The sequence below is a fragment of the Piscinibacter defluvii genome (assembly GCF_004011805.1).
GTDB classification, from domain to species: Bacteria; Pseudomonadota; Gammaproteobacteria; order Burkholderiales; family Burkholderiaceae_C; genus Piscinibacter; species Piscinibacter defluvii.
Window position 1 is genome coordinate 22,523 of sequence record NZ_RCHJ01000021.1, and the last position, 23,032, is coordinate 45,554.

18 protein-coding genes are annotated in these 23,032 nt (G+C 71.7%); 7 read left to right on the forward strand and 11 right to left on the reverse strand.

The features are described from left to right. Nucleotides 1-5: 5 nt before the first annotated feature. Entirely contained in the window at nt 6-1,052 is a 1,047-nt protein-coding gene (locus D9C15_RS26105; protein WP_128001652.1) for a Gfo/Idh/MocA family protein, read from the reverse strand. A 101-nt stretch (nt 1,053-1,153) separates the two neighbouring features. On the opposite strand from D9C15_RS26105, the gene D9C15_RS26110 reads away from it, so the two are divergent. From D9C15_RS26110 to D9C15_RS26120, 3 genes are all read left to right on the forward strand, one after another. After that, a complete protein-coding gene (locus tag D9C15_RS26110; protein ID WP_128001654.1) occupies nt 1,154-2,314 on the forward strand; it encodes an acyl-CoA dehydrogenase family protein in 1,161 nt (386 codons plus the stop codon). Between the two features lie 117 nt (nt 2,315-2,431). Further along, entirely contained in the window at nt 2,432-3,772 is a 1,341-nt protein-coding gene (gene argG / locus D9C15_RS26115; RefSeq protein ID WP_128001656.1) for an argininosuccinate synthase, read from the forward strand. 37 nt (nt 3,773-3,809) lie between these two features. Further along, a complete protein-coding gene (locus D9C15_RS26120; protein WP_128001658.1) occupies nt 3,810-4,916 on the forward strand; it encodes a PA0069 family radical SAM protein in 1,107 nt (368 codons plus the stop codon). A 21-nt stretch (nt 4,917-4,937) separates the two neighbouring features. Here the strand turns inward: D9C15_RS26120 and D9C15_RS26125 are convergent, their stop codons facing one another. From D9C15_RS26125 to grpE, 4 genes are all read right to left on the reverse strand, one after another. Next, entirely contained in the window at nt 4,938-6,569 is a 1,632-nt protein-coding gene (locus tag D9C15_RS26125) for a response regulator (protein ID WP_128001660.1), read from the reverse strand. A 47-nt stretch (nt 6,570-6,616) separates the two neighbouring features. Next, on the reverse strand, nt 6,617-7,774 hold the full coding sequence (gene dnaJ / locus D9C15_RS26130) for a molecular chaperone DnaJ (protein ID WP_128001662.1): 1,158 nt from the start codon (nt 7,772-7,774) through the stop codon (nt 6,617-6,619). Nucleotides 7,775-7,883: 109 nt separating this feature from the next. Beyond that, the gene (gene dnaK / locus D9C15_RS26135; RefSeq protein WP_128001664.1) at nt 7,884-9,830 is read right to left on the reverse strand and encodes a molecular chaperone DnaK; all 1,947 of its coding nucleotides are present in this window, start codon (nt 9,828-9,830) and stop codon (nt 7,884-7,886) included. Between the two features lie 86 nt (nt 9,831-9,916). Beyond that, the gene (grpE, locus tag D9C15_RS26140; RefSeq protein ID WP_128001666.1) at nt 9,917-10,474 is read right to left on the reverse strand and encodes a nucleotide exchange factor GrpE; all 558 of its coding nucleotides are present in this window, start codon (nt 10,472-10,474) and stop codon (nt 9,917-9,919) included. Between the two features lie 82 nt (nt 10,475-10,556). Here grpE and D9C15_RS26145 point away from each other — a divergent pair, with 82 nt between their 5' ends. Continuing rightward, a complete protein-coding gene (locus D9C15_RS26145; protein ID WP_128001668.1) occupies nt 10,557-11,543 on the forward strand; it encodes an alpha/beta hydrolase family protein in 987 nt (328 codons plus the stop codon). 13 nt (nt 11,544-11,556) lie between these two features. Here the strand turns inward: D9C15_RS26145 and D9C15_RS26150 are convergent, their stop codons facing one another. From D9C15_RS26150 to D9C15_RS26160, 3 genes are read right to left on the reverse strand one after another with little or no spacing between them, the layout of a single operon-like run. Continuing rightward, the gene (locus D9C15_RS26150) at nt 11,557-11,997 is read right to left on the reverse strand and encodes an Hsp15 family ribosome-associated heat shock protein (RefSeq protein ID WP_240668604.1); all 441 of its coding nucleotides are present in this window, start codon (nt 11,995-11,997) and stop codon (nt 11,557-11,559) included. Beyond that, nucleotides 11,994-13,391 (reverse strand): sensor histidine kinase, encoded by a 1,398-nt coding sequence (locus D9C15_RS26155; RefSeq protein ID WP_128001670.1) that lies wholly within the window; start codon nt 13,389-13,391, stop codon nt 11,994-11,996. Before D9C15_RS26155 ends, D9C15_RS26150 begins: the two co-directional genes overlap by 4 nt. After that, nucleotides 13,388-14,059: a response regulator transcription factor gene (locus D9C15_RS26160; protein WP_128001672.1), complete on the reverse strand. Its 672-nt coding sequence runs from the start codon at nt 14,057-14,059 to the stop codon at nt 13,388-13,390. The genes D9C15_RS26155 and D9C15_RS26160 overlap by 4 nt, the downstream gene beginning before the upstream one ends. Nucleotides 14,060-14,197: 138 nt before the next feature. Here D9C15_RS26160 and D9C15_RS26165 point away from each other — a divergent pair, with 138 nt between their 5' ends. Genes D9C15_RS26165 through D9C15_RS26175 form a run of 3 tightly spaced genes read left to right on the forward strand, consistent with a single transcriptional unit; the run spans nt 14,198 to nt 17,151 of the window. Continuing rightward, nucleotides 14,198-15,157 (forward strand): Bug family tripartite tricarboxylate transporter substrate binding protein, encoded by a 960-nt coding sequence (locus tag D9C15_RS26165; RefSeq protein WP_128001674.1) that lies wholly within the window; start codon nt 14,198-14,200, stop codon nt 15,155-15,157. Next, nucleotides 15,157-15,651: a tripartite tricarboxylate transporter TctB family protein gene (locus D9C15_RS26170; protein WP_128001676.1), complete on the forward strand. Its 495-nt coding sequence runs from the start codon at nt 15,157-15,159 to the stop codon at nt 15,649-15,651. The genes D9C15_RS26165 and D9C15_RS26170 overlap by 1 nt, the downstream gene beginning before the upstream one ends. A 9-nt stretch (nt 15,652-15,660) precedes the next feature. Beyond that, nucleotides 15,661-17,151: a tripartite tricarboxylate transporter permease gene (locus D9C15_RS26175; protein ID WP_128001678.1), complete on the forward strand. Its 1,491-nt coding sequence runs from the start codon at nt 15,661-15,663 to the stop codon at nt 17,149-17,151. A 14-nt stretch (nt 17,152-17,165) separates the two neighbouring features. Here D9C15_RS26175 and hemH read toward each other — a convergent pair whose 3' ends face one another. From hemH to D9C15_RS26190, 3 genes are read right to left on the reverse strand one after another with little or no spacing between them, the layout of a single operon-like run. After that, nucleotides 17,166-18,254: a ferrochelatase gene (gene hemH / locus D9C15_RS26180; protein ID WP_128001680.1), complete on the reverse strand. Its 1,089-nt coding sequence runs from the start codon at nt 18,252-18,254 to the stop codon at nt 17,166-17,168. Next, nucleotides 18,251-22,081, reverse strand: coding sequence for a hybrid sensor histidine kinase/response regulator (locus D9C15_RS26185; RefSeq protein ID WP_128001682.1), 3,831 nt, complete (start codon nt 22,079-22,081; stop codon nt 18,251-18,253). The genes hemH and D9C15_RS26185 overlap by 4 nt, the downstream gene beginning before the upstream one ends. Next, entirely contained in the window at nt 22,078-23,031 is a 954-nt protein-coding gene (locus tag D9C15_RS26190) for an adenylate/guanylate cyclase domain-containing protein (protein WP_128001684.1), read from the reverse strand. Before D9C15_RS26190 ends, D9C15_RS26185 begins: the two co-directional genes overlap by 4 nt. Between the last annotated feature and the right edge of the window lies 1 nt (nt 23,032).

Here is a 23,032-nt window from a genome sequence, read left to right on the forward strand (position 1 = left end):
CTCGTTCAGCCGGCCGCAAGGCGCACCGGCGCCTGCGTGCGGGCCGCCTCGAGCACCGCGAGCGTGGCCTGCAGCGTGCGCAGGCCGTCGCGGCCGGGGCACAGCGGCGCCTCGGTGCCCTCGGCCACGGCGCGCAGGTGGCGCAGCTGCTCGAGGTAGGGGTCGGCGCGGTGCACGATGGTGCGCTCCTGCGTCAGCTCCTCGTGCCAGCCGCGCCGCTCGCGGTAGCGGTAGATGTTCAGCCGCGGCAGCGTCAGCGACGCCTCGGTGCCGCTGAAGTAGTGCGAGTCGATGTCCTGCGGCGGGTAATGCGCGGCCTCGCCGGCGGCCAGGTCCCAGTTCCAGGGCGCAACCGCCGCATCGGTGACGCCCATCGTGCCGAGCGCGCCGTTGGCGAAGCGCAGCGCGATCGCCGCGGTGTCTTCCACCGCGAAGCCGCGTTGCGCGTTCGAGGCGATCGCCTGCACCTCGACGATCTCGCCGACCAGCCAGCGCAACATGTCGACGTCGTGGATCAGGTTGATCAGCACCGGCCCGCCGCCCGGCTCGCGCCGCCAGGCCACGTCGAAGTAGGCATCGGGCTTGAGCCACACCGCCATCGCATGCACGCTGACCGGCCGCCCGAGCACGCCGCCCACGATCAGCTGCTTGGCGCGCCGCAGCGTCGGGCTGTGGCGGCGCTGGTGGCCGACGAGCAGCGGCACGCCGGCAGACTCGGCCGCGGCGCACAGGCGCTCGCCCTCGGCCACGCTGTCGGTGATCGGCTTTTCCACCAGCACCGGCACGCGGTGCTCGATGCAGGCGAGTGCCGCGTCCGCATGTGCCTGGTTGGGCACGGCCACGATGGCCGCGCGCACCGGCACCGCGTCGAGCAGCGCGCGGGCGTCGGCGAAGTGCGGCACGCCGAGCTGCGCACCGAGTGCGGCGGCGGCGGGGCCGGGGTCGCAGACCGCGGCCACACGCACGTCCTGGCCGCGCAGCGCATGCCCGGCATGGGCCCGGCCGATCTGGCCGCAGCCGATCAGCGCGACGGGGAGGGGAGGGGTGTTCATGGGTGCATTATGGAACATACTTCGAAAGTGGAAAACTATTCCAAGAATGCCCGACAACTGCTACCCTGCGCGGCACGCTCCACCTTTCGAAGGCCCACGGCATGGATTTCTCGCTCGACGACGAGCAGCGCATGCTCATCGACACGCTGCGCCGCTTCATCCGCACCGAACTGCAGCCGCTGGAGGAGCGGGTCGAGCGCGACGGCGCACTCGACCGCGACAGCGCGCTCGCGATCCAGGAAAGGGCCCGCGCGCTCGGCCTGTACGCGCTGAACATGCCGGCCGAACACGGCGGCGGCGGCCTGTCCTGCGTGGACCGCATCCTGTGCGAGGAGCAGTTCGGCCACACCACCGACATCCTGGTGCGGCGCGCGTTCGGCAATGTCTACGAGCCGCTGCTGGAATGCCGCGGCGAGCAGGTCGATCGCTGGCTCAAGCCCACGGTGGCCGGGCGGCGCACCTGCTCGATCGCGATCACCGAGCCGGGCGCCGGTTCGGACGCCGCCGGCATCACGACCCATGCCCGGGAAACGCCCACCGGCTGGGTGCTCAACGGCGCCAAGCATTTCATCAGCGACGGCGAGTGGTCCGACTTCTTCCTCGTCTCGGCCCGCACCGGCGAGAAGGAGATCAGCCTGTTCATGGTCGACAAGGGCCTGCCCGGCTTCGACGTCGGCAAGGACCAGCAGATGATGGGCCTGCGCGGCACCCCGCACGTGGCGCTGTACTTCGCCGACGTGCCGCTGGAGCGCATGGCGCTGCTGGGCGAGCGTGGCCAGGGGTTCAGGCTCGCGATGGGTGCGCTGAACGTGGTGCGCCTGGCGCAGGTGGGCGCCCGTGCGGTCGGCAAGGCCTCGCACGTGCTGGAACTGATGACCGCCTACGCCGCCGAGCGCCGCCAGTTCGGCCAGCGCATCGGCGACTTCCAGATGGTGCAGCAGCAGATCGCCGACAGCGTGATCGAGGTGAACGCGGCGCGCTGGATGGTGCTGCACGCGGCCTGGCTGATCGACCAGGGGCACGACGCCCGCGAGCAGATCGCGATGGTCAAGGTGCATGCCGCCGAGACGCTCGGCCGCGTGGTCGACCGTGCGGTGCAGGTGTTCGGCGGCATGGGCTACTGCAAGGAGCTGCCGATCGAACGCTACTACCGCGACGCGCGCGTCTACCGCATCTTCGACGGCACCTCCGAGATCCACCGCGGCGTGATCGCCCGGGCGGCGATGAAGACGGGCGCTGCCCTGCACGACCTGCACCGCTGAAGAGCACGTTCGCCGAGCGGCGCTTCCTGGCCACCGGCGCGCGCTCGAACCTCGCCTGACCGGCGGGGCGCGGCTTTTGGCGACAATCGGGGGTTCGCTCCCGAGGACCGCATTTCCATGTCAGCCACGATCCTGCAATCGCTTCCCGCCGGCCAGCGTGTCGGCATCGCCTTCTCCGGCGGCCTGGACACCAGCGCCGCGGTGCACTGGATGCGCGCCAAGGGCGCCATTCCCTGCGCCTACACCGCCAACCTCGGCCAGCCCGACGAGAGCGACTACGACGCGATCCCGAAGAAGGCGCTGGCCTACGGTGCCGAGACGGCGCGCCTGGTCGACTGCCGCGCGCTGCTGGTGGCCGAGGGCATCGCGGCGATCCAGTGCTCGGCCTTCCACATCAGCACCGGCGGCTCGACCTACTTCAACACCACGCCGCTCGGCCGCGCGGTCACCGGCACCGCGCTGGTGGTGGCGATGAAGGAGGACGGCGTCAACGTCTGGGGCGACGGCAGCACCTACAAGGGCAACGACATCGAGCGCTTCTACCGCTACGGCCTGCTCGCCAACCCGGCGCTGAAGATCTACAAGCCCTGGCTGGACCAGACCTTCATCGACGAGCTCGGCGGCCGCAAGGAGATGAGCGAGTACCTCATCGCGCACGGCTTCGACTACAAGATGAGCGTCGAGAAGGCCTACTCGACCGACAGCAACATGCTCGGTGCCACGCACGAGGCCAAGGACCTGGAGTTCCTGAACGCCGGCATGGCCATCGTCAACCCGATCATGGGCGTGGCCTTCTGGAAGGACGAGGTCGAGGTCAAGCGCGAGACGGTGTCGGTGCGCTTCGAGGAGGGCGTGCCGGTGGCGCTGAACGGCCGCACGTTCGCCAGCGCCGTCGAGCTGTTCGCCGAGGCCAACGCCATCGGCGGCCGGCACGGCCTGGGCATGTGCGACCAGATCGAGAACCGCATCATCGAGGCCAAGAGCCGCGGCATCTACGAGGCCCCGGGCATGGCGCTGCTGCACATCGCCTACGAGCGCCTGGTCACCGGCATCCACAACGAGGACACGATCGAGCAGTACCGCATCAACGGCCGCCGGCTCGGCCGGCTGCTCTACCAGGGCCGCTGGTTCGACCCGCAGTGCCTGATGCTGCGCGAGACCGCGCAGCGCTGGGTGGCGCGCGCCATCACCGGCGAGGTGTGGCTGGAGCTGCGGCGCGGCAACGACTGGTCGCTGCTCGACACGCAGAGCCCGAACCTGACCTACGCGCCCGAGCGGCTGTCGATGGAGAAGGTGGAAGGTGCGTTCACGCCGGCCGACCGCATCGGCCAGCTGACCATGCGCAACCTCGACATCCAGGACACACGCGGCAAGCTCGGCGTCTACACGCGCTCCGGGCTGCTCGGCGGCGCGTCGGACGGCGCGATCCCGCTGCTCTCGGGGCCCGGCAGCGAGTGAGCTGGCGCCGCCGGCGCATACTGTATATATTCACAGCATGCGTCACCGCCGCCACATCGAGCTGATCCCGGCCGAGTCGATCAAGGGCCGCGGCACGGCCGGGCGCATCGAGCACCGCTTCAGCGCCGCCACCCACGTGCCGGAGGACGACGGCTGGGGCCTGCTCGACCAGCAGGCGAGCGAGCAGCACCTGCCGCCTCGCACCCAGGTGATCGAGGAGCAGGTGAAGAGCATCGTCGCGAGCAACGACTCGCCCGACATCTCGTTCGACTTCTCCATCAACCCCTACCGCGGCTGCGAGCACGGCTGCGTGTACTGCTACGCGCGGCCCACGCACAGCTACCTGAACCTCTCGCCCGGGCTCGATTTCGAGACCCGCATCATCGCCAAGGTGAACGCCGCCCAGCGCCTGCGCGAGACCTTCGGCAAGCGCGGCTACCGGCCCGCGCTGATCAACATCGGCGCGGCGACCGACGCCTACCAGCCGGTCGAGCGCGAGCTGCGCATCACGCGCTCGATCATCGAGGTGATGCACGACTGGCAGCACCCGTTCTCGGTGGTCACCAAGTCGGCCGGTGTCGAGCGCGATCTCGACTTGATCGCCCCGATGGCCGCGCAGCGCCTGGCCGCGGTCTACGTCTCGGTCACCTCGCTGGACGGGGAGCTCGCGCGCATCCTCGAGCCGCGCGCCGCCGCGCCGCACCGCCGGCTGCGCACGATCGAGACGCTCGCCAAGGCCGGCGTGCCGGTGGGCGTGAGCGTCTCGCCGATGATCCCGTTCATCAACGAGCCCGAGCTCGAGCGCATCCTCGAGGCTGCCGCCGCGGCCGGCGCCAGCTCGGCGTTCATGGTGGTGCTGCGCCTGCCCTGGGAGGTCAACCCGATCTTCCAGGACTGGCTGCAGCGCCACTACCCGCAGCGTGCCGAGCGCGTGATGGCGCGCGTGCGCGAGATGCGCGGCGGGCGCGACTACGACGCCGATTTCTCGCAGCGCATGACGGGCGAGGGTGTCTGGGCGCAGCTGCTGGCGCAGCGGTTCCGCAAGGCGGTGGCGCGCCTGAAGCTCGACCGCGAGCGCGAGGCGCTCGACACCACGCGGTTCCGCCCGCCGCCGGGCGCGCACCCGCAACGCGAACTGTTCTGAACGGCGAGCGGGGCGGCGCGCTCAGGAGCGCAGGGTCAGCCCGCCGGCGGACCGGCCGACGGCCGAGCCCAGCGCCACCTGCGTGCCCTGGTGGCAGAAGCGCCGGCGCAGGTCGCCGATCATCTCGCTCAGGTCCGCATGCGCGGCCACCTTCTCGCCGTGGCGCTGCAGCATCAGCGCGGCCATCTCGATGAGCTTGCCGTTCAGCGTCTCGCGGCCGCGCACCAGCAGCGCCTTCACTGCCGCCTCGGGCGAGCCGGTGACGCTGTGGGTCATGGCCTTCTCGGCCATGCCCATCACACCCTGGTGCGCGGCGCGCACCAGCGCCTCGACCGTTCCGTCGGCGCGGGACGCCTGGCACAGCAGTTCCGTGGCGGCGCGCGAGACGCAGAAGCGCAGCGCGATGCGGTTGATCCACTCCTCCCGGTCGGGCAGGGCGATCTCGGTGCTCGCCAGGCGCGCCAGGGTGGCCAGCAGGTTGCTCGCGGCTTCGAAGTCGAAGTCCTCGGCGCCGATCTCGGCGCTCAGTTCCCGCACCTTGGCCACCGCCTCGGGCACCTGGCGCTGCATCAGCGCCCGGAACACCTCGGCCGTGCGCAGGAAGCGGCGCAGCCGCGCACTCTCCGGCCGGCGCTCGACGGCCTGCGACAGGTTCGCGATGTCGCGGCCGAAGGCCTTGCTGTCGCGCTTGTCGAAATGGATCAACGCCAGCAGCAGCAGCGATTCGCAATCGAACATCTTCGAGCTGATGCCGATGCGCACGGCACGCTCCAGGCAATCCTGCGCCTCGTCGGCCTGGCCGACGAGAAAGGCCAGCAGCCCCTGCTTCTGCAGCCGGGTGATGCTGGCCGGGGTCAGCTTGGTGGCGTTGCGGTAGGTGTCCAGCGCCGCGTCGAACTTGCCCTGCTCGAGCTGTGCGCGCCCCATCACGTCGTAGGCGTCGGCGTACGACGGCTGCTCGGCGATCAGGCTTTCTAGCGTGCGGCGGGCCTGCGTGTGCTGGCCGGTCTCGATCTCGACGCGTGCGATGCCGAGCTTGGCCCAGGGCAGGGCGCGTGTGTCCTGCACGGCCTCGTACAGGCGGCGCGCGGACGGGTGGTCGCCCAGGCGCAGGAACAGCTCGGCGCCGATGCGGGCGGCATACAGCCAGTACTCGCCGCGCTGCTCGAAGCGCTGCTGGCACAGCGCCGCCGCGGTGGCGAAGTCACCGGCCTCGATGGCCTCGAACACCCCCGCCAGCACCTTCTTGCGGTGGCGCGCCTGCAGCAGGCGCTCCTCCAGGGCGGTGGCGGTGTGCGGCTTGAGCAGGTAGCTGTCGAGCGCTGCCTCGGCGGCCTCGGCCACGCGCGCGTACGAGGCCTCGCCGGTGACCATCACGAACACCGTGGAGTAAGGCAGCAGCTGGGCGCGGCGCAGGTCGTCCAGCAGGTCCTGGCCCGACATCGCCGACTGGTCGAAGTGGTAGTCGCACAGCACGATGTCGAAGCGGCGGTGTTCGAGCACCCGCCGGGCATCGTCGGCCTTGGCGGCCTGCGCCACCTCGCCCACGCCCATGTCGCGCAGCATCGCGGCGAGGATGCTGCGCGAGGTCGGGTTCGGGTCGACGATCAGCGCGCGGCAGTCGCCGATGTCGGGGTAGAGCAATCGGGCCATCGAGGCGGGGCAGGGTGCCAGTGCCTCGATATCGGCGCCCGGCGCGCTTACTTGAACAGGTCGCGCACCCGGTCGGTCCAGCTCTTGGCGTTGGGCGAGTGTTTCTCCCCGCCCTTGCGGAACGACTCGTCGAGTTCCTTCAGCAGCTTGCGCTGGTGTTCCGTCAGCTTGATCGGCGTCTCCACCTGAACGTGGCAGTACAGGTCGCCCGGGTAGCTGGAGCGCACACCCTTGATGCCCTTGCCGCGCAGCCGGAAGGTCTTGCCGTGCTGGGTGCCCTCGGGCAGCTCGATCTCGGCCTTGCCGTTGAGCGTCGGCACCTCGATGCTGCCGCCCAGCGCCGCGGTGGTCAGGCCCACCGGCACGGTGCAGTGCAGGTCGTCGCCGTCGCGCTCGAAGATGTCGTGCTGCCTGATGCGGATCTCGATGTAGAGATCACCCGGCGGGCCGCCGTTGGTGCCCGGCTCGCCGTTGCCGACCGAGCGGATGCGCATGCCCTCGCCGATGCCGGCCGGGATCTTCACCTCCAGCGTCTTGTGGCGCTTGATCTTGCCCTGGCCGCTGCAGGTGGTGCAGGGCTCGGGGATGATCTTGCCGCTGCCGTGGCAATGCGGGCAGGTCTGCTGGATGCTGAAGAAGCCCTGGCGCATGTGCACCGTGCCGGCGCCGCCGCAGGTGCTGCAGGTCTTCGGGCTGGTGCCCGGCTTGGCCCCGCTGCCGTGGCAGGTGTCGCAGGTGTCCCAGCTCGGGATGCGGATCTGCGTCTCCTTGCCGGAAGCGGCCTCCTCGAGCGTGATCTCCATCGCGTAGCTCAGGTCGCTGCCGCGGAAGACCTGCTGGCCGCCCGCGCCGCGCCGGCCGCCCTGGCCGCCGCCGAAGATGTCGCCGAAGATGTCGCCGAAGGCCTCGGCGAAGCCGCCGAAGCCGTCCGCGCCCGGGCCGCCGGGGCGGAAGCCGCCGCCGGCCATGCTCGGATCGACCCCGGCGTGGCCGTACTGGTCGTAGGCCGCGCGCTTCTGGGCATCGGAGAGCATCTCGTAGGCCTCCTTGGCCTCCTTGAACTTCTCTTCCGCCGTCTTCGCGTCGTCACCCTGGTTGCGGTCAGGGTGGTACTTCATGGCCAGCTTGCGGTAGGCCTTCTTGATGTCGTCCTCGCTGGCGTTCTTGGCCACGCCGAGGACGTCGTAGTAGTCGCGCTTTGCCATGTTTGTCGATGCTGCCTCAAGAGCGGGACCGCCGCGTTGACGTGCAGGCGCAGCCTGTCACGTCGAACGCGGCGAGAGAGGAGGGCATGCCGCTCGCGGCATGTCCGGCTTATCCCTTCTTCACTTCCTTGAACTCCGCGTCGACCACGTTGTCGTCCGCCGGCTTGGCCTGCGCCGAGGCCTGCGCGCCCTGCGGCGCTTCCGCACCGCCGCCGGCCGCACCCGCCGCGGCCTGCGCTTCCGCGTAGACCTTCTCGCCGAGCTTCTGGCTGGCGGCCATCAGCGCCTCGGTCTTGGCCTCGATGGCGGCCTTGTCCTCGCCCTTGAGCGCCTCCTCGGCCTCCTTCAGCGCGGCCTCGACCTTCTCCTTCTCGCCGGCGTCGAGCTTGCCGCCGTGCTCGGCCAGGCTCTTCTTCACGCTGTGCACCAGCGCGTCGGCCTGGTTGCGCGCCTGCACCAGCTCGAACTTCTTGTGGTCCTCGGCGGCATTCAGCTCGGCGTCCTTCACCATCTTCTGGATCTCGTCCTCGGTGAGGCCGGAGTTCGCCTTGATGGTGATCTTGTTCTCCTTGCCGGTGCCCTTGTCCTTGGCGCTGACGTGCAGGATGCCATTGGCGTCGATGTCGAAGGTCACCTCGATCTGCGGCAGGCCACGCGGCGCCGGCGGGATGCCCTCGAGGTTGAACTCGCCCAGGCTCTTGTTGCCCGAGGCCATCTCGCGCTCGCCCTGGTAGACCTTGATGGTCACCGCCGGCTGGTTGTCGTCGGCCGTGCTGAACACCTGCGAGAACTTGGTCGGGATGGTGGTGTTCTTCTTGATCATCTTGGTCATCACGCCGCCGAGGGTCTCGATGCCCAGCGACAGCGGGGTGACGTCCAGCAGCAGCACGTCCTTGCGCTCGCCGCCCAGCACCTGGCCCTGGATGGCCGCGCCCACGGCGACGGCTTCATCGGGGTTGACGTCCTTGCGCGGCTCCTTGCCGAAGAACTCCTTGACCTTCTCCTGCACCTTGGGCATGCGCGTCATGCCGCCCACCAGGATGACGTCGTCGATCGCGCTGGCGCTGACGCCCGCGTCCTTGATCGCGATGCGGCAGGGCTCGATCGTGCGCTCGATCAGGTCCTCGACCAGGGCCTCCAGCTTGGCGCGCGTGAGCTTGATGTTCAGGTGCTTCGGACCCGAGGCATCGGCCGTCACGTAGGGCAGGTTGATGTCGGTCTGCGTGCTGTTCGAGAGTTCGATCTTGGCCTTCTCGGCGGCTTCCTTCAGGCGCTGCAGGGCGAGCACGTCCTTGCTCAGGTCGACCCCTTGCTCCTTCTTGAACTCGGAGATGATGTAGTCGATGACACGCTGGTCGAAGTCCTCGCCGCCGAGGAAGGTGTCGCCGTTGGTGGAGAGCACCTCGAACTGCTTCTCGCCGTCGACGTCGGCGATCTCGATGATCGAGATGTCGAAGGTGCCGCCGCCCAGGTCGAACACCGCGATCTTGCGGTCGCCCTTGCCGTGCTTGTCCAGGCCGAAGGCGAGCGCGGCCGCGGTCGGCTCGTTGATGATGCGCTTGACCTCCAGGCCGGCGATGCGGCCGGCGTCCTTGGTGGCCTGGCGCTGGCTGTCGTTGAAGTACGCGGGCACCGTGATCACGGCCTCGGTGACCGTCTCGCCCAGGTAGTCCTCGGCGGTCTTCTTCATCTTGCGCAGCACTTCCGCAGACACCTGCGGCGGCGCGAGCTTCTTGCCGCGCACCTCGACCCAGGCGTCGCCGTTGTCGGCGGCCGAGATCTTGTAGGGCATCAGGTCGATGTCCTTCTGCACTTCCTTCTCGGTGAACTTGCGGCCGATCAGGCGCTTCACCGCATACAGCGTGTTGCGCGGGTTGGTCACCGCCTGGCGCTTGGCCGAGGCACCGACCAGCACCTCGCCGTCTTCCTGGTAGGCCACGATCGACGGCGTGGTGCGCGCACCCTCGCTGTTCTCGATCACCTTGGTCGAGTTGCCTTCCATGATCGCCACGCACGAGTTGGTCGTGCCGAGGTCGATGCCGATGATCTTTGCCATGTCGAGTTCTCCTGGGAGCTGAATCGGGTTGTCTTCGAATTGTGGATAACCGGGGCTATTTCAAGGCTGGCGGGCCTGTGGATGGCTCATTTCGGCGCGGCCACCGTCACGAGCGCCGGGCGCAGCACGCGTTCGGCGATCAGGTAGCCCTTCTGCAGCACCATCACCACGGTGTTGGGCTCCTGCTCGGCCGGCACCATGCTGATGGCCTGGTGCTGGTGCGGGTCGAACCGGCTGCCGGGTGCCGGGTTCAGCTCGACCACCTTGTTGCGCTCGAGCGCCGAGGCCAGCTGGCGCAAGGTGGCGTGCACGCCCTCGAGCAGCTGCTCGTTGGTGGCGTTCTGGATCGCGATGGCCGCCTCCAGGCTGTCCTTCACCGGCACCATGCTCTCGGCAAAGCTCTCGACGGCGTACTTGCGCGCCTTCGAGATCTCCTCCTCGGCGCGGCGGCGCACGTTCTCGGTCTCGGCCTTGGCGCGCAGGAAGGCGTCGTTCAGCTCGCGGTGCCTGGCCTCCAGCTCGGCCAGGCGGGCGGCGTCGGACGTGGCCGTCTCCGGCGCGGTGGCGGCCTCGGCGGCCGGGGCGTTCTCGGGGGCGGCGCCGGCCGGCGGCAGGTCGGTGGCGGGGTTCTCGTTGGGTGTCATGACACGGAGCGAAACAAGGTCAGCCGGCCACCTTGGGGTGCTTCTCCCCGGTTTCAAGAGGGCTTTCGAAAATAATCCGGCCATGCGGCGCCGCCACCTGCTGACCCTGGCCCTCGTCGGCCTGCCGAGGCGGGCGCGGCCGGCCGCGGCCTTCGTCGACGAGACCTGGACCGATCCCGGCCGGTCGGGCCGGGCCCTGCCGCTGCGCCTGCGCTGGCCGGCCGGCGACGGCCCCTGCGCCGCGGTGATCCACTCGCACGGCCTGGGCGGCAACCGGGCCGGCGGCGCGGCCTGGGGCGAGGCCTGGCAGGCGGCCGGCTTCGCGGTGATCCACCTGCAGCATCCGGGCAGCGACACCGACACGCTGCGCGAGGACGGCCTGCGCGGCCTGCGCCGCGCGGCCGGGCTCGAGGCCTACCTGCAGCGCGTGCGCGACGCGCAGTTCGTGCTGGACGAACTGCAGCGCCGGCGCGCGTCCGGAGGGCCGTGGGCGCGCCTGCGGCCGGAGGCGATCGGCTTCTCGGGCCACTCCTTCGGCGCGCGGCTGACCCAGGTGCTGGCCGGCGAGCGTCCGCCGCGGGCGCCGGCGCAGGCGCTGGAGCGCCTGGCCGAGCCGCGCCTGCGGGCGTTCATCGCGTTCAGCCCGGGCTTCGGCGAGCGCGACGGGCTGGACGAGGCCGCCGTGCAGCGCCGCTTCGGCGCGATCACGCGGCCCTTCCTGTGCGTCACCGGCACGCGCGACGACGCGATGGTCGTCGGCGACGCCAGCAACGCGGCCCGGCGCGCCGTCTACCGCGGCCTGCCGCCGGGCCGGCGCGCCCAGCTGGTGCTGGACGGGGCCGACCACATGACCTTCGGCGGCGGCTCGGGCGTGGCCGAGCGCCCCGGCAGTGCGCGGCTGCTGCGCCGTGCGCCCGGGGCGGCGGATCTGGAGCCGGAGCACCAGCGCGTGGTCGCGGCCGTGACCACGGACTGGTGGCGCTGGACGCTGCTCGGCGACGGTGCCGCCCGCGGGCGGCTCGACCGGCCCGCCGGGCTGGCGCCCGGGGACCTGTGGCAGATCGGGTGAGGGCCGCGCGTGGTCAGCGCCCGCGCCGCGGCGTTTCGGCCGTGGCGCTCCAGCGCTCCCACTCGGCCAGCTTGCGGCGGTCACGCTTGGTCGGCCGGCCCTGCTCGATGGCCAGCGCGGGCTCGGCGGCCAGGCGCTGCTGCTCGGCCAGCCGGCTGCGCAGGGCCAGGCTGTCGGCCGTTTCCTCGTAGAGCGCCTGCGCCACCGGCGCGGGCCCGCGCACATTGGCGAGACGGCGCACGACCACCGTGCGCGGCACCTGGCCCTGGCGCAGCGCCACCGTGTCGCCCTCGTGCAGCTCGCGCGAGGCCTTGGCGGCCTGACCGTTGACCTGCACGCGGCCCTTGGCGGCCTCCTCGGCCGCCAGGCTGCGCGTCTTGAAGAAGCGCGCGGCCCAGAGCCACTTGTCGAGCCGCACCCGGCCGTCGCCGCTGTCGTCGTCCTCGTCCTTCACGGGGCGGGATTCTGCGCCAGCGGCAGCCGCACCACCGCGGCCAGTCCGCCGCCCTCGCGGTTGACGAGGGCGATGCTGCCCCCGAGCGTGCGCACGATCTCGTGGCAGATCGCCAGCCCGAGCCCGGTGCCGCCGCCCCTGCCCGCGGCGAAGGGCTGGAACAGCCGCGCCTGCTGCTCGGCCGAGAGGCCCGGGCCGCGGTCCTCCACGCGCAGCTCGGCCATGCCGTCGCGGGCCGCCAGGCGCAGGGTCAGCGGGCTGCCCGGCGGTGCGTGGCGGATCGCGTTGTGCAGCAGGTTGCGTGTCAGCTCGCGCAGCGCCCAGTCGTGGCTGCGGATCGGCGCCGGCACCGTCTCGATGTCGAACTCCAGCGCGGCCTGCGCGATCAGCGCGCCGAGGTCGAGCGCGACCGTGCGCGCGGCCACCGCCCAGTCGCTGACCGGCGCGTCGCCCTGCTGGCGCATCTGCTCGACCTTGGCCAGCGCGAGCATCTGGTTGGCCAGCTCGGTGGCGCGGTCCACGGTGTGCGCCACCTCGGCCAGCGCCTGGGCCGGCTCGACGTCGCCGCGGCGTGCCGACTGCAGCTGCGCCTTCAACACCGCCAGCGGCGTGCGCAGCTGGTGCGCGGTGTCGCGCACGAAGCGCTTCTGGTGCTCGAGCAGCTGGGCCAGCCGGCCCATCACGTGGTTGGTCGCGTCCAGCAGCGGCTGCAGCTCGCGCGGCGCGCGCCCGGCCTCGATCGGCGAGAGGTCGTCCTCGGCGCGTTCGCGCAGCTGCGCGCTGAGCGCACGCACCGGGCGGGTGGCGACCTGCACGACGAGCAGCACCACCGCCGTCAGCACCGCCAGCAGCGCGGCCTGGCGCCACAGCGTGTCGACCAGGATCTGGCGCGCCAGCGTCTGGCGCAGCTCGAGCGTCTCGGCCACCTGCACGGTGGCCATGCCGCGGCCCTCGGGCCCGGCCACCGGCTGCAGCAGCACCGCCATGCGCACCGGCTCGCCGCGGTAGCGCTCGTCGTAGAAGTCGACCAGCGCCGCGTACGGCCCCTTGGCCGGGATGCGGCCGTGCCAGGCCGGCAGGTCCTCGAAGCCGGAGACCATCTCCCCGCGGAAGCCGCTCACCTTGTAGTAGAGCCGGCTGCGGTTGTCGGCCTCGAAGGCCTCCAGCGCGGAGTAGGGCACGTTGGCCTGCAGCACGGCGGCGTCGCCGCGCCCGACCACGGCGAGCTGTTCGCCGATCGACTTGGCCGAGGCCAGCAGCGTGCGGTCGTAGGCCGTGTCGGCGGCACGCAGCGCCTGGCGGTACAGGCTCGCGGTGTTGATCGCCACCCCCAGCAGCACCGGCACGAGGATGCCGATCAGCAGCTGGCTGCGCAACGACAGACGCAGGTTCACCCCTCGGCCTTCAGCAGGTAGCCGAGCCCGCGCAGCGTCACCAGCTGCACCCCGGTGGCGGCGAGCTTCTTGCGCAGCCGGTAGGCCACCACCTCGATCGCGTCGGCCTGCACGTCCTCACCCGGGAACACCGCCTCGACCAGCTGCTCCTTGGCCACCGCGCGGCCGCCACGCGCGAGCAGGGCGCGCAGCAGCGCGCCTTCGCGCGGGGCCAGCTCCAGCGGCGCGCCGCGGAAGTAGACCGCACCGCTGGCGGTGTCGCAGCGCAGGCCGGCGAACTCGGTGTGGTCGGGCTCGGTGGCCTCGGCGCCGGCGCGGCGCGCCAGCGCGCGCACGCGCGCCTCCAGCTCGTCGAGGTCGAAGGGCTTGGGCAGGTAGTCGTCGGCGCCGGTGTTCAGGCCGAGGATGCGGTCGCCCACCGTGCCCCGCGCCGTGAGGATCAGCACCGGCGTGCGCAGGCCCTCGGCGCGCGCCTGGCTGAGCACCTGCAGGCCGTCGAGGCCGGGCAGGCTCAGGTCGAGCACGATCACGTCGGGCAGGCTGGCGCGCCAGCGGTCGAGTGCGCGGGCGCCGTCGGCGCACAGCAGCACCTGGATGCCGCGGCGCTCGAACGAACGCTGCAGCGTGGTCTGCATCGCCGGGTTGTCCTCGATCAGCAGCAGCTTCATCGGCCGGGCGAGTCTCGGGCATCGCGCGCACGGCAGCGGGTGCTCCGGCCCCGGGGTTTTCCCGGCCCCGGTGGACAGCCGACTGACAGCTTGCGCCACGACCATCATCATCGAGATTCCCACCACGGAGACCCGCCCATGCGTCGCGACACCTTCCTGCGCAGCCTTGCCGCCCTTGCCGCCACCGGCGCCCTGCCGCTCGCGGCCCGCGCGGCCGGCGAGAACCTGAAGATGATGATCCCCGCCAACCCCGGCGGCGGCTGGGACACCACCGGCCGCGCGCTCGGCAAGGCGCTCCAGGAGGCCGGCGCGGCCTCGGTGCAGTACGAGAACAAGGGCGGCGCGGCCGGCGCCATCGGCCTGGCGCAGTTCGCCAACGGCAGCAAGAACGACCCGAACGCGATGATGGTGATGGGCGCGGTGATGCTGGGCGGCATCATCACCGGCAAGCCGCCGGTCAGCCTCTCGCAGGTCACGCCGATCGCGCGGCTGACGAGCGAGTACAACGTCTTCGTGCTGCCGGCCAACTCGCCCTTCAAGACCATGAAGGACGTGATCGAGCAGCTGAAGAAGGACCCGGGCAGCGTCAAGTGGGGCGGCGGCTCGCGCGGCTCCACCGAGCACATCGCCGCGGCGATGATCGCGCGCGAGGTCGGGGCCGATCCGGCCAAGATCAACTACGTCGCCTTCCGCGGCGGCGGCGAGGCGGTGGCGGCCATCCTGGGCGGCAACGTCTCGATCGGCGGCAGCGGCTACAGCGAGTTCGCCGAGTACATCGCGGCCGGCAAGATGCGTGCGATCGGCGTCACCTCCGACAAGCGCATCAAGGGCATCGACGTGCCCACGCTCAAGGAGCAGGGCGTCAACGTGGTGATCGGCAACTGGCGCGGCGTGTACGGCGCCAGCGGCATCACGCCCGATCAGCGCAAGGCCCTGACCGAGCTGGTCACCAAGGCCACCAAGACCAAGTCCTGGGCCGAGGCGATGGAGAAGAACGGCTGGACGCCCGCCTTCATGGCCGGCGCCGACTTCGAGAAGTTCGTCGACGACGAGTTCGCGAGCCTGCGGGCGGTGATGGCCAAGTCGGGAATGATCTGATGCACGCCCGGCACGCCGCGGTCGCGGCCGGCACGTTGTTGCTGGCGGCGACCATCGTGGTCGGTGCGACGCAGATCAGCGGCGAGGCCGGCTACGGCGGCGTCGGGCCGAACTTCCTGCCCTGGGTCGTCGGCCTGGCGCTGCTGGCCTGCGGCGCCGGCCTCGCCTGGCAGGCGGCCACCGGCGGCTTCCGCGACTTCGACACGCCCTCGGGCAGCGAACGCGGCCACTGGCCCGGTTTCGTCTGGGTGTCGGCCGGCATCCTGCTGAACGCCGCGCTGATCACCACGATCGGTTTCATCCTCAGCTGCGCGCTGTGTTACCTGCTCGCGGTGCGCGGCTTCAAGTCGGCCGAGGGGCGGCTGAGCTTCACCCCGCTGTCGTGGCTGGCCGACCTGCTGGTGGGCGCCGCGATCGCCGCGCCGGTGTACTGGATGTTCGGCAAGCTGCTGGCGATCAACCTGCCGGGCCTGACCACCACGGGCTGGATCTAGGAGCGGCGCGTGGACATCCTGAACAACCTGATGCAGGGCTTCGCGACTGCCGCGACGCCCGTCAACCTGCTGTGGGCGCTGCTGGGCTGCACCATCGGCACCGCGGTGGGCGTGCTGCCGGGTATCGGCCCGGCCACCGCGGTGGCGATGCTGCTGCCGATCACGCTCAAGGTCGACCCGACCGCCTCGATGATCTTCTTCGCCGGCATCTACTACGGCGCGATGTACGGCGGCTCGACCACCTCCATCCTGCTGAACACGCCCGGCGAGGCCGGCTCGATGGTGACGGCGATGGAGGGCAACCTGATGGCCAAGCACGGCCGCGCCGGCGCGGCGCTGGCCACCGCGGCGATCGGTTCCTTCGTGGCCGGCACCATCGCCACCGTGCTCGTCACGCTGTTCGCTCCGCTGATCGCCACGCACGCGGTCAAGCTCGGCCCGCCCGAGTACTTCATGCTGATGCTGCTGGCCTTCTGCACCGTCAGCGCGGTGCTGGGCAAGAGCACCCTGCGCGGTCTGACCTCGCTGTTCGTGGGCCTGTCCATGGGCCTGGTGGGCCTGGACCAGATCTCCGGCCAGGCGCGCTACACCGCCGGCGTGCCCGAGCTGCTCGACGGCCTGGAGGTGGTGCTGATCGCGGTGGGCCTGTTCGCGGTGTCGGAGGCGCTCTACGTGGTGCTCTACGAGGGCCGCGTCGACGAGTCGCAGAACAAGCTGACCAAGGTGCACATGACGGGCGCGGAGTGGCGCCGCTCCTGGCCGGCCTGGCTGCGCGCCACCTTCATCGGCTTCCCGTTCGGCACCGTGCCGGCCGGCGGCAGCGAGATCCCGACCTTCCTGAGCTACGCCACCGAGAAGAAGCTCAGCAAGCACAAGAGCGAGTTCGGCACCACCGGCGCGATTGAGGGCGTGGCCGGGCCCGAGGCGGCCAACAACGCCGCCATCACCGCGACGCTGATCCCGCTGCTGACGCTCGGCATCCCGACCTCCAACACCACCGCCATCCTGCTCGGCGCGTTCCAGAACTACGGCATCAACCCCGGGCCGCAGCTGTTCGACACCAACGGCGCGCTGGTCTGGGCGCTGATCGCCTCGCTGTACATCGGCAACGTGATGCTGCTGGTGCTGAACCTGCCGCTCGTCGGGCTGTGGGTGAAGCTGCTGAAGATCCCCAAGGCGCCGCTGTACGCCGGCATCCTGATCTTCGCCACGGTGGGCGTGTACGGCATGCGCCAGTCGGCCTTCGACCTGGTGCTGCTGTACGCCATCGGCCTGCTCGGCCTGGTGATGCGGCGCTTCGACTTCCCGGCCGCGCCGGTGGTGGTGGGCATGATCCTCGGCCCGCTGGCCGAGGCGCAGCTGCGCAACGCGGTGTCGATCGGCGAGGGCAGCTTCGCCGTCTTCGTGCAGCGCCCGGGCTCGCTGTTCCTGCTCGTGGTGATCGTCGCGGTGCTGGTGCTGCCGCGGCTGATCCGCATGCGGCGCCGGCACCGGTTCTGATACTGGCGCGCCGTTCAGTCCGCGGCGCCGGCCGCCAGCGCCCGTTCGCGTTGCGCGGCCAGCAGACCGGCCGCCGGCGGTTCGACCGGCCAGCCCTGCATGTGGCGGATCGCGATCGCGGCCAGCGCGGCAATCCAGGCCGGGTCGTCGTTCAGGCAGGGGATGTAGTGGTAGGCCTGGCCGCCGGCGCCCAGGAAGGCCTCGCGCACCTCCTGGTCGATCTCCTCCAGCGTCTCCAGGCAGTCGGAGGTGAAGCCGGGGCACATCACGTCGACCCGCTGCACGCCGGAGCGGGCGAGTTCGATCAGCGTCGGCTCGGTGTAGGGCTGCAGCCACTCGGCCTTGCCGAAACGGCTCTGGAAGGTGACGAGCATCTGGGCCGGGTCCAGGCCGAGGCGCTCGCGCAGCAGCCGTGCGGTGACGAGGCATTCGCAGTGGTACGGGTCGCCCAGCAGCAGCGTGCGCTTGGGCACGCCGTGGAAGCTCAGCACCAGGCGCTCGCCGCGGCCCTCGCGCTGCCAGTGCGCCTCGACGCGCCGCGCCAGCGCCTCGATGTAGAGCGGGTCGTCGTGGTAGCGGTTCACGGCACGCAGCTCGGGCAGGTGGCGCACCTGGCGCATCCAGTCGGTCACCGCGTCGAGCGCGCTGGCGGTGGTGGAGCCGGCGTACTGCGGGTACAGCGGCAGCACCAGTACCCGCGTGGCGCCTTCGGCCTTCAGCGCGTCGAGCTGGCTAGCGATCGACGGGTTGCCGTAGCGCATCGCGTGGCGCACCAGCACCGGGTGGCCGCGTTCGCCGAGGAAGCCGCGCAGCAGCGTGGCCTGCTTCGCGGTCCAGACGGCCAGCGGCGAGCCGGCCTCGGTCCAGATGCTGGCGTACTTCTTCGCCGAGCGCGCCGGGCGCACGCGCAGGATGATGCCGTGCAGGATCGGCCACCAGGCCCAGCGCGGGATCTCCACCACGCGCGGGTCGCTCAGGAACTGCGCCAGGTAGCGGCGCAGCGCCGCGGGCGTGGGCGCATCGGGTGTGCCGAGGTTGACCAGCAGCACGCCGGTGCGCCCGGCGCTGCCGTGCCGGTACGGGGGTTCGGGGGCGAAGGTCATGGGGCGGGAGTGTCGCCCAGGCGGCGCCGCAGCGCCTCGAGCTCGGCGTTGACGACGCCCAGCTCGATCGGCTTGGTCCAGTAGCCGTCGAAGCCGGCCTGGCGGGCGCGCGCCAGGTCCTCGGGCATCGCATCGGCCGAGCACATGTAGGCCGGCACGCCGGCCAGCTCGGCGCGCTCGCGCAGGCGCCGCAGCACCTCGTGGCCGCTCATGTCGGGCAGGTGGGCGTCGAGCACCAGCACCTCGGGCGTCCAGTCGCGCACCAGCGCGAGGGCCTCGGCGCCGTCCTCGGCGACGCGCAGCTCGCAGCCGCCCAGCACGCGCATGGCCTCCTCGAACAGCAGCGCGTTGATGCGGTTGTCCTCGACGTAGAGCAGGCGCAGCGGGCGTGCCGCCACGGCCGGGCCGGGCGCCGGCTCGGGCGGCAGCGAGGCGACCGGGCGCTCGGGCGGCTGCGCCGCCGGCAGCTCGATGCGCGCCAGCGTGCCGGCCTCGGGCACGCTGGACAGCGTCAGGCTGCCGCCCATCTGCTCGGTCAGGCCGCGTGCGATCACCAGGCCCAGGCCGGTGCCCTCGATGCCCGAGGTCTCGTGGCCGAGGCGCTCGAAGGGCTGGAACAGCCGCGCCAGCTGGCCGTTGGACAGGCCGACGCCGGTGTCCTCGACGCCGATCACGCAGCGCCCCGGGGCGGACTCCAGCAGCGTGACGCAGACCCAGCCGCCGGGTCGGTTGTACTTCACCGCGTTGGAGATCACGTTGACCAGCACCTGGCGCAGCGCGTGCGCGTCGGCGGCCAGCCAGCGGCCCGGGCTCACGCGGCTGTCCAGCGCCACGCGGCGCTGCTGGGCGATCGGGCGCACCAGCTCGAGGGTGTCCTGCACCAGCGGCGCCAGTTCGATCGGCTCGACGTTCAGCGGGACGCGTCCGTCCTCGACGCGCTGCAGGTCCAGCACCTCGTTGACCAGCGCCAGCAGGTGCTCGCTGGCCCGCAGCACGTGGTCGGCGTACTCGGCCACCTTGCCCGGCGGGCTGTCGGGCTGCAGTCGCAGCAGCTGGCTGAAGCCGATCACGGCGTTCAGCGGCGTGCGGATCTCGTGGCTCATGCGCGAGAGGAACTCGCTCTTCGCGCGGCTGGCCAGCTCGGCCGCCTGCTTGTCGAGCAGGGCCTGCTCGGCGGCCTTCAGCAGCGTGATGTCGGTGTGCGTGCCGACCACCCGGCGCGGCCGCCCGTCGGCATGACGCTCGACGATCTTGCCGCGGTCCAGCACCCAGACCCAGCGCCCGTCGCGGTGCTGCAGCCGGTGTTCGGTGCGGTACTGCGCCAGCGACCCGGCGCGGTAGCGCTCGATCGCCTGGCGCACGGTGTCGACGTCGTCGGGGTGGATGCGGTCGAGCCACTCGTTCAGCGACTGGCCGAGCTCGTTCTCGGCATAGCCGAGCATCTCCTTCCAGCGCGGCGAGAAGTAGGCGATGCGACTGTCCTCGTCGTAGTCCCATACGCCGTCGCCGGCGCCGTCGAGCGCGAACTTCCAGCGCGCCTCGGCGGCCGCCAGCGCGCGTTCCGCGGCGCGCTGGTCTGTGATGTCGCGGAAGGTGACCAGGCACGATGCCGGCAGCCCGCTGGTGGAGACCTGCAGCGCCATCACGCTGACCAGCATCAGCCGCTCGTAGCCGTCGCGCCCGCGCAGCAGGTAGGGTTCGTCGCGCACGGCGCGCTGGTTGACCAGCACCTGGCGCACCGGGTGCTCGGACGGCGTGATGGGCTCGCCGTCTTCGTGGTGCAGGCTGAAGCCGTGGTGGCGCAGCCCGTGGCCGACCAGGTCGGCCGCCGCCACGCCCAGCATCTCGCAGGCCGACGGATTGCTGGCGATGATCGTGCCGTTCGGGCCGATCACCAGCAGGCCGTCGCTGATGGTCGCCGCCACCGAGCGGTACAGGTCTTCGCTGATGCGCAGCCGTTCGGCGGCCCGCACGCGCTCGCTGACGTCGTGCAGCACGCCGATGTACTGCACGGTGCGGCCGCCGTCGACGATCGGCGCCACGTGCAGCTCGTTGTAGAACGGCGTGCCGTCGCGCCGGCGGTTGCGCAGCAGCACCGTGCAGGCCTCGCCGGCGCGCAGGGCGGCGCGCAGGGTCTGCAGGCCGGGCTGGTCTGCCTCGTCGCCCTGCAGGAAGCGGCAGTTGCGGCCCAGCACCTCGTCGCGCGGGTAGCCGGTCATGCGCTCGAAGGCCGGGTTGACGTAGACCACCGGCTGGTCCGGCCGGGTGGCGTCGGCCACCACGATCGGCAGCGCGGCGTCGGCCTCGACGGCGCGCTTCATCAACTCCACGTCGCGCTCGAGCCGGCGGATCTCGGAGATGTCGCGCGTCAGGAACAGCAGCTGGCCGTCGGCCATCGGCACCACACGCGCCTCGAAGGTGCGGCGTGCGCCGTCCATGGTGTCGAGTTCGTACTCGACGCGCTGCAGCTCGCCGGACTCGCGCGCGCGCCGCAGCGCCGCACGGTTGAGCTCGGCCAGGCAGGGCTCCAGCGTGGAGCCGAACGGCCGCCCGCGCAGGAGTTCGAACGGGGCCACCAGCCAGGGGTGGGCGTCGTCGCTGCAGTACAGGTAGCGGTCCTCGGCGTCGACCACGATCCACAGGTCGGGCACGGCGCGCAGCACGGCTTCCAGGCGGGCCTGGCTGGCCCGCAGCGCACGCTCGGCCGCGCGCCGCTCGGTGACGTTCAGCGACAGGTGCACGATGCTGCCGTCGGGCAGCTGCTGGTCGCTGACGATCACGTCCTGGTCGACGAAGCGCAGTTCGTGCGGCGTCGCCGCGGGCGAGGCGAGCGAGAGGCGCCAGCGCACGAACGCCTCCTCGCGACCGACGGCATCCGGGTAGGCGCCCTGGCTGACCATCTGCCGCAGCAGCTCCTCCCAGGTGCTGCGGTCGACGTCGCCGAAGCGGCCGATCTGCTCGCGCCAGGCCTGGCTGCAGACCAGCACGCGACCGTCCGGCCCGCTGATCATCACGCCGGCGCGCACCGCGTCGACGGCCCGCAGCAGCAGCTCCTGGGCACGCTGCGAGGCGGCGCGCTCGGCCACCTCGTGGGTGATGTTGCGCGCCGCGCCCCGGTAGCCGGCGAAGCGGCCGGCCGCATCGAAGTGGGGCTGGCCGCTGATGGACAGCAGCATCGGGCCGTGCGCCGAATCGCGCAGCGCGACCGCGTCGCGGAACGGCTTGCGCTCGGCGCGCTCGGCGCGGAAGCGGTCCCAGGCCACACGCAGCTCGCCGGGCGGCGGGAAGTTGATCTCGAGGTTGTGGCGGCCGATGTCGCGGCTGGCGGGCCAGCCGGTGTGCGCCTCGACGCTGTCGGAGACCCAGGTCAGCACGCTGTTCTCGTCGGTCTCCCAGAACCAGTCGCTGCCGGCCGCGCTCGCCGTGCGCATGCGCTCGACGAGCAGGGCCTGGCGCTGCTCGCGCAGGCGGGCTTCGAGCAGGCCGGCGGCAGCCTCGGCCAGCGCGCGCAGCTGCCGGGCGCGGGGTGCACCGGGGGCCGCCGGCGCCTCGCCGCCGACGCCGAGGACGGCGAAGGGCAGGCCCTGCAGCTCGATGGTCTCGCGGTCGACCAGCTGCGCCGGCACGGGCAGCCCGTCGTCGGCGCGAACCACCCAGGCGTCGTCCGGGCCGCCGACGACGACGACCGCCTGGCCCGCCCCGGCGGCCAGCGCGGCGGCCCGTGCCAGCGCGGCCAGCGCGGCGCCCAGGTCCGGGTCGGGCACTCGGAGTTCGCGCTGCAGCGCCCGCCGCAACTCCTCCGGCCCGGGCGCGTTCGCGTCGGTCATGGGCGACGCGGCAGGTCCTGCGGCTGGGTGTCGGCGAACTTCATGACCTCGAAGCGCACGCTCGGGCTCTGCTCGTCCACCGGCGGCGTGCCGAGGCCGATCACGCCACTTCCGTGCAGGGTGCAGGTGCCGCGCCGCAGGCTGATCACTTCGGGGTCGTTGTCGAACCGGACGTAGGTGCCGTTGTAGCTCAGGTCGGTGAGCTGGAAGGTGCCGCCGTGCCAGTCGACCCGTGCATGAAGTCGCGACACCCGCGTGTCGTCGATGCAGTAGGTGGCCTGCGGGCTGCGGCCGAGCACGACCGGCAGGCTGGCGCCGCTGTAGATGCGGTTGACGTCCAGCCAGACCAGCCGGATGCCCTCGGGCTCGGCCGCCGGTGCAATGTCGCCGAAGGCGGTGGCCGCCGGGTCGAAGCCCTGCCGGCGCGCCTCCAGCAGGTGCACGTGCACCGGTTCGACCCGGCCGCGCAGCTGCATCTTGTCCAGGCTGCGGAAGCGCGCGCGTTGTTCGTCGTCCAGCCCGGCCAGCACGTTGGCGGTGAGCAGCGTCTCGTTGTCGCCGGCATGGTCGAGCAGCCGGGCGGCCACGTTGACGGCGTCACCGAACACGTCGCCGGCCATCTCGACCACCTCGCCGCGCGCCAGCGCCACCTGCAGCTTCAGCGGCTGCGGCAGGTTGACGACCGGGCGCGCGCCCGGGCCGATGCGCTCCATCGACTCGTGCATCTCGTCGGCCGCCTGCACCGCCTCGGACGGCGCGGCGAACATGGCCATCAGCCCGTCGCCGAGCGTCTTGACGACCTGGCCGCCGAGGTTCTCGACGATGCGCGCCAGCAGCGCGACGCTCTGCGTCACGACCGCCGTCGCCTCGGCGTTGCCCATGCTCTCGTACAGCGCGGTGCTGCCGCGCAGGTCCGCGAACAGGATGGTTCGTTCGACCAGCGAGGTCACG

What these genes read in the sequence shown, in the direction of transcription:
- D9C15_RS26105 (WP_128001652.1), bottom strand. Translation starts at nt 1,052, where the DNA reads ATGAACACCCCTCCCCTCCCCGTCGCGCTGATCGGCTGCGGCCAGATC.
- D9C15_RS26110 (WP_128001654.1), top strand. Translation starts at nt 1,154, where the DNA reads ATGGATTTCTCGCTCGACGACGAGCAGCGCATGCTCATCGACACGCTG.
- argG (WP_128001656.1), top strand. Translation starts at nt 2,432, where the DNA reads ATGTCAGCCACGATCCTGCAATCGCTTCCCGCCGGCCAGCGTGTCGGC.
- D9C15_RS26120 (WP_128001658.1), top strand. Translation starts at nt 3,810, where the DNA reads ATGCGTCACCGCCGCCACATCGAGCTGATCCCGGCCGAGTCGATCAAG.
- D9C15_RS26125 (WP_128001660.1), bottom strand. Translation starts at nt 6,569, where the DNA reads ATGGCCCGATTGCTCTACCCCGACATCGGCGACTGCCGCGCGCTGATC.
- dnaJ (WP_128001662.1), bottom strand. Translation starts at nt 7,774, where the DNA reads ATGGCAAAGCGCGACTACTACGACGTCCTCGGCGTGGCCAAGAACGCC.
- dnaK (WP_128001664.1), bottom strand. Translation starts at nt 9,830, where the DNA reads ATGGCAAAGATCATCGGCATCGACCTCGGCACGACCAACTCGTGCGTG.
- grpE (WP_128001666.1), bottom strand. Translation starts at nt 10,474, where the DNA reads ATGACACCCAACGAGAACCCCGCCACCGACCTGCCGCCGGCCGGCGCC.
- D9C15_RS26145 (WP_128001668.1), top strand. Translation starts at nt 10,557, where the DNA reads ATGCGGCGCCGCCACCTGCTGACCCTGGCCCTCGTCGGCCTGCCGAGG.
- D9C15_RS26160 (WP_128001672.1), bottom strand. Translation starts at nt 14,059, where the DNA reads ATGAAGCTGCTGCTGATCGAGGACAACCCGGCGATGCAGACCACGCTG.
- D9C15_RS26165 (WP_128001674.1), top strand. Translation starts at nt 14,198, where the DNA reads ATGCGTCGCGACACCTTCCTGCGCAGCCTTGCCGCCCTTGCCGCCACC.
- D9C15_RS26170 (WP_128001676.1), top strand. Translation starts at nt 15,157, where the DNA reads ATGCACGCCCGGCACGCCGCGGTCGCGGCCGGCACGTTGTTGCTGGCG.
- hemH (WP_128001680.1), bottom strand. Translation starts at nt 18,254, where the DNA reads ATGACCTTCGCCCCCGAACCCCCGTACCGGCACGGCAGCGCCGGGCGC.
- D9C15_RS26185 (WP_128001682.1), bottom strand. Translation starts at nt 22,081, where the DNA reads ATGACCGACGCGAACGCGCCCGGGCCGGAGGAGTTGCGGCGGGCGCTG.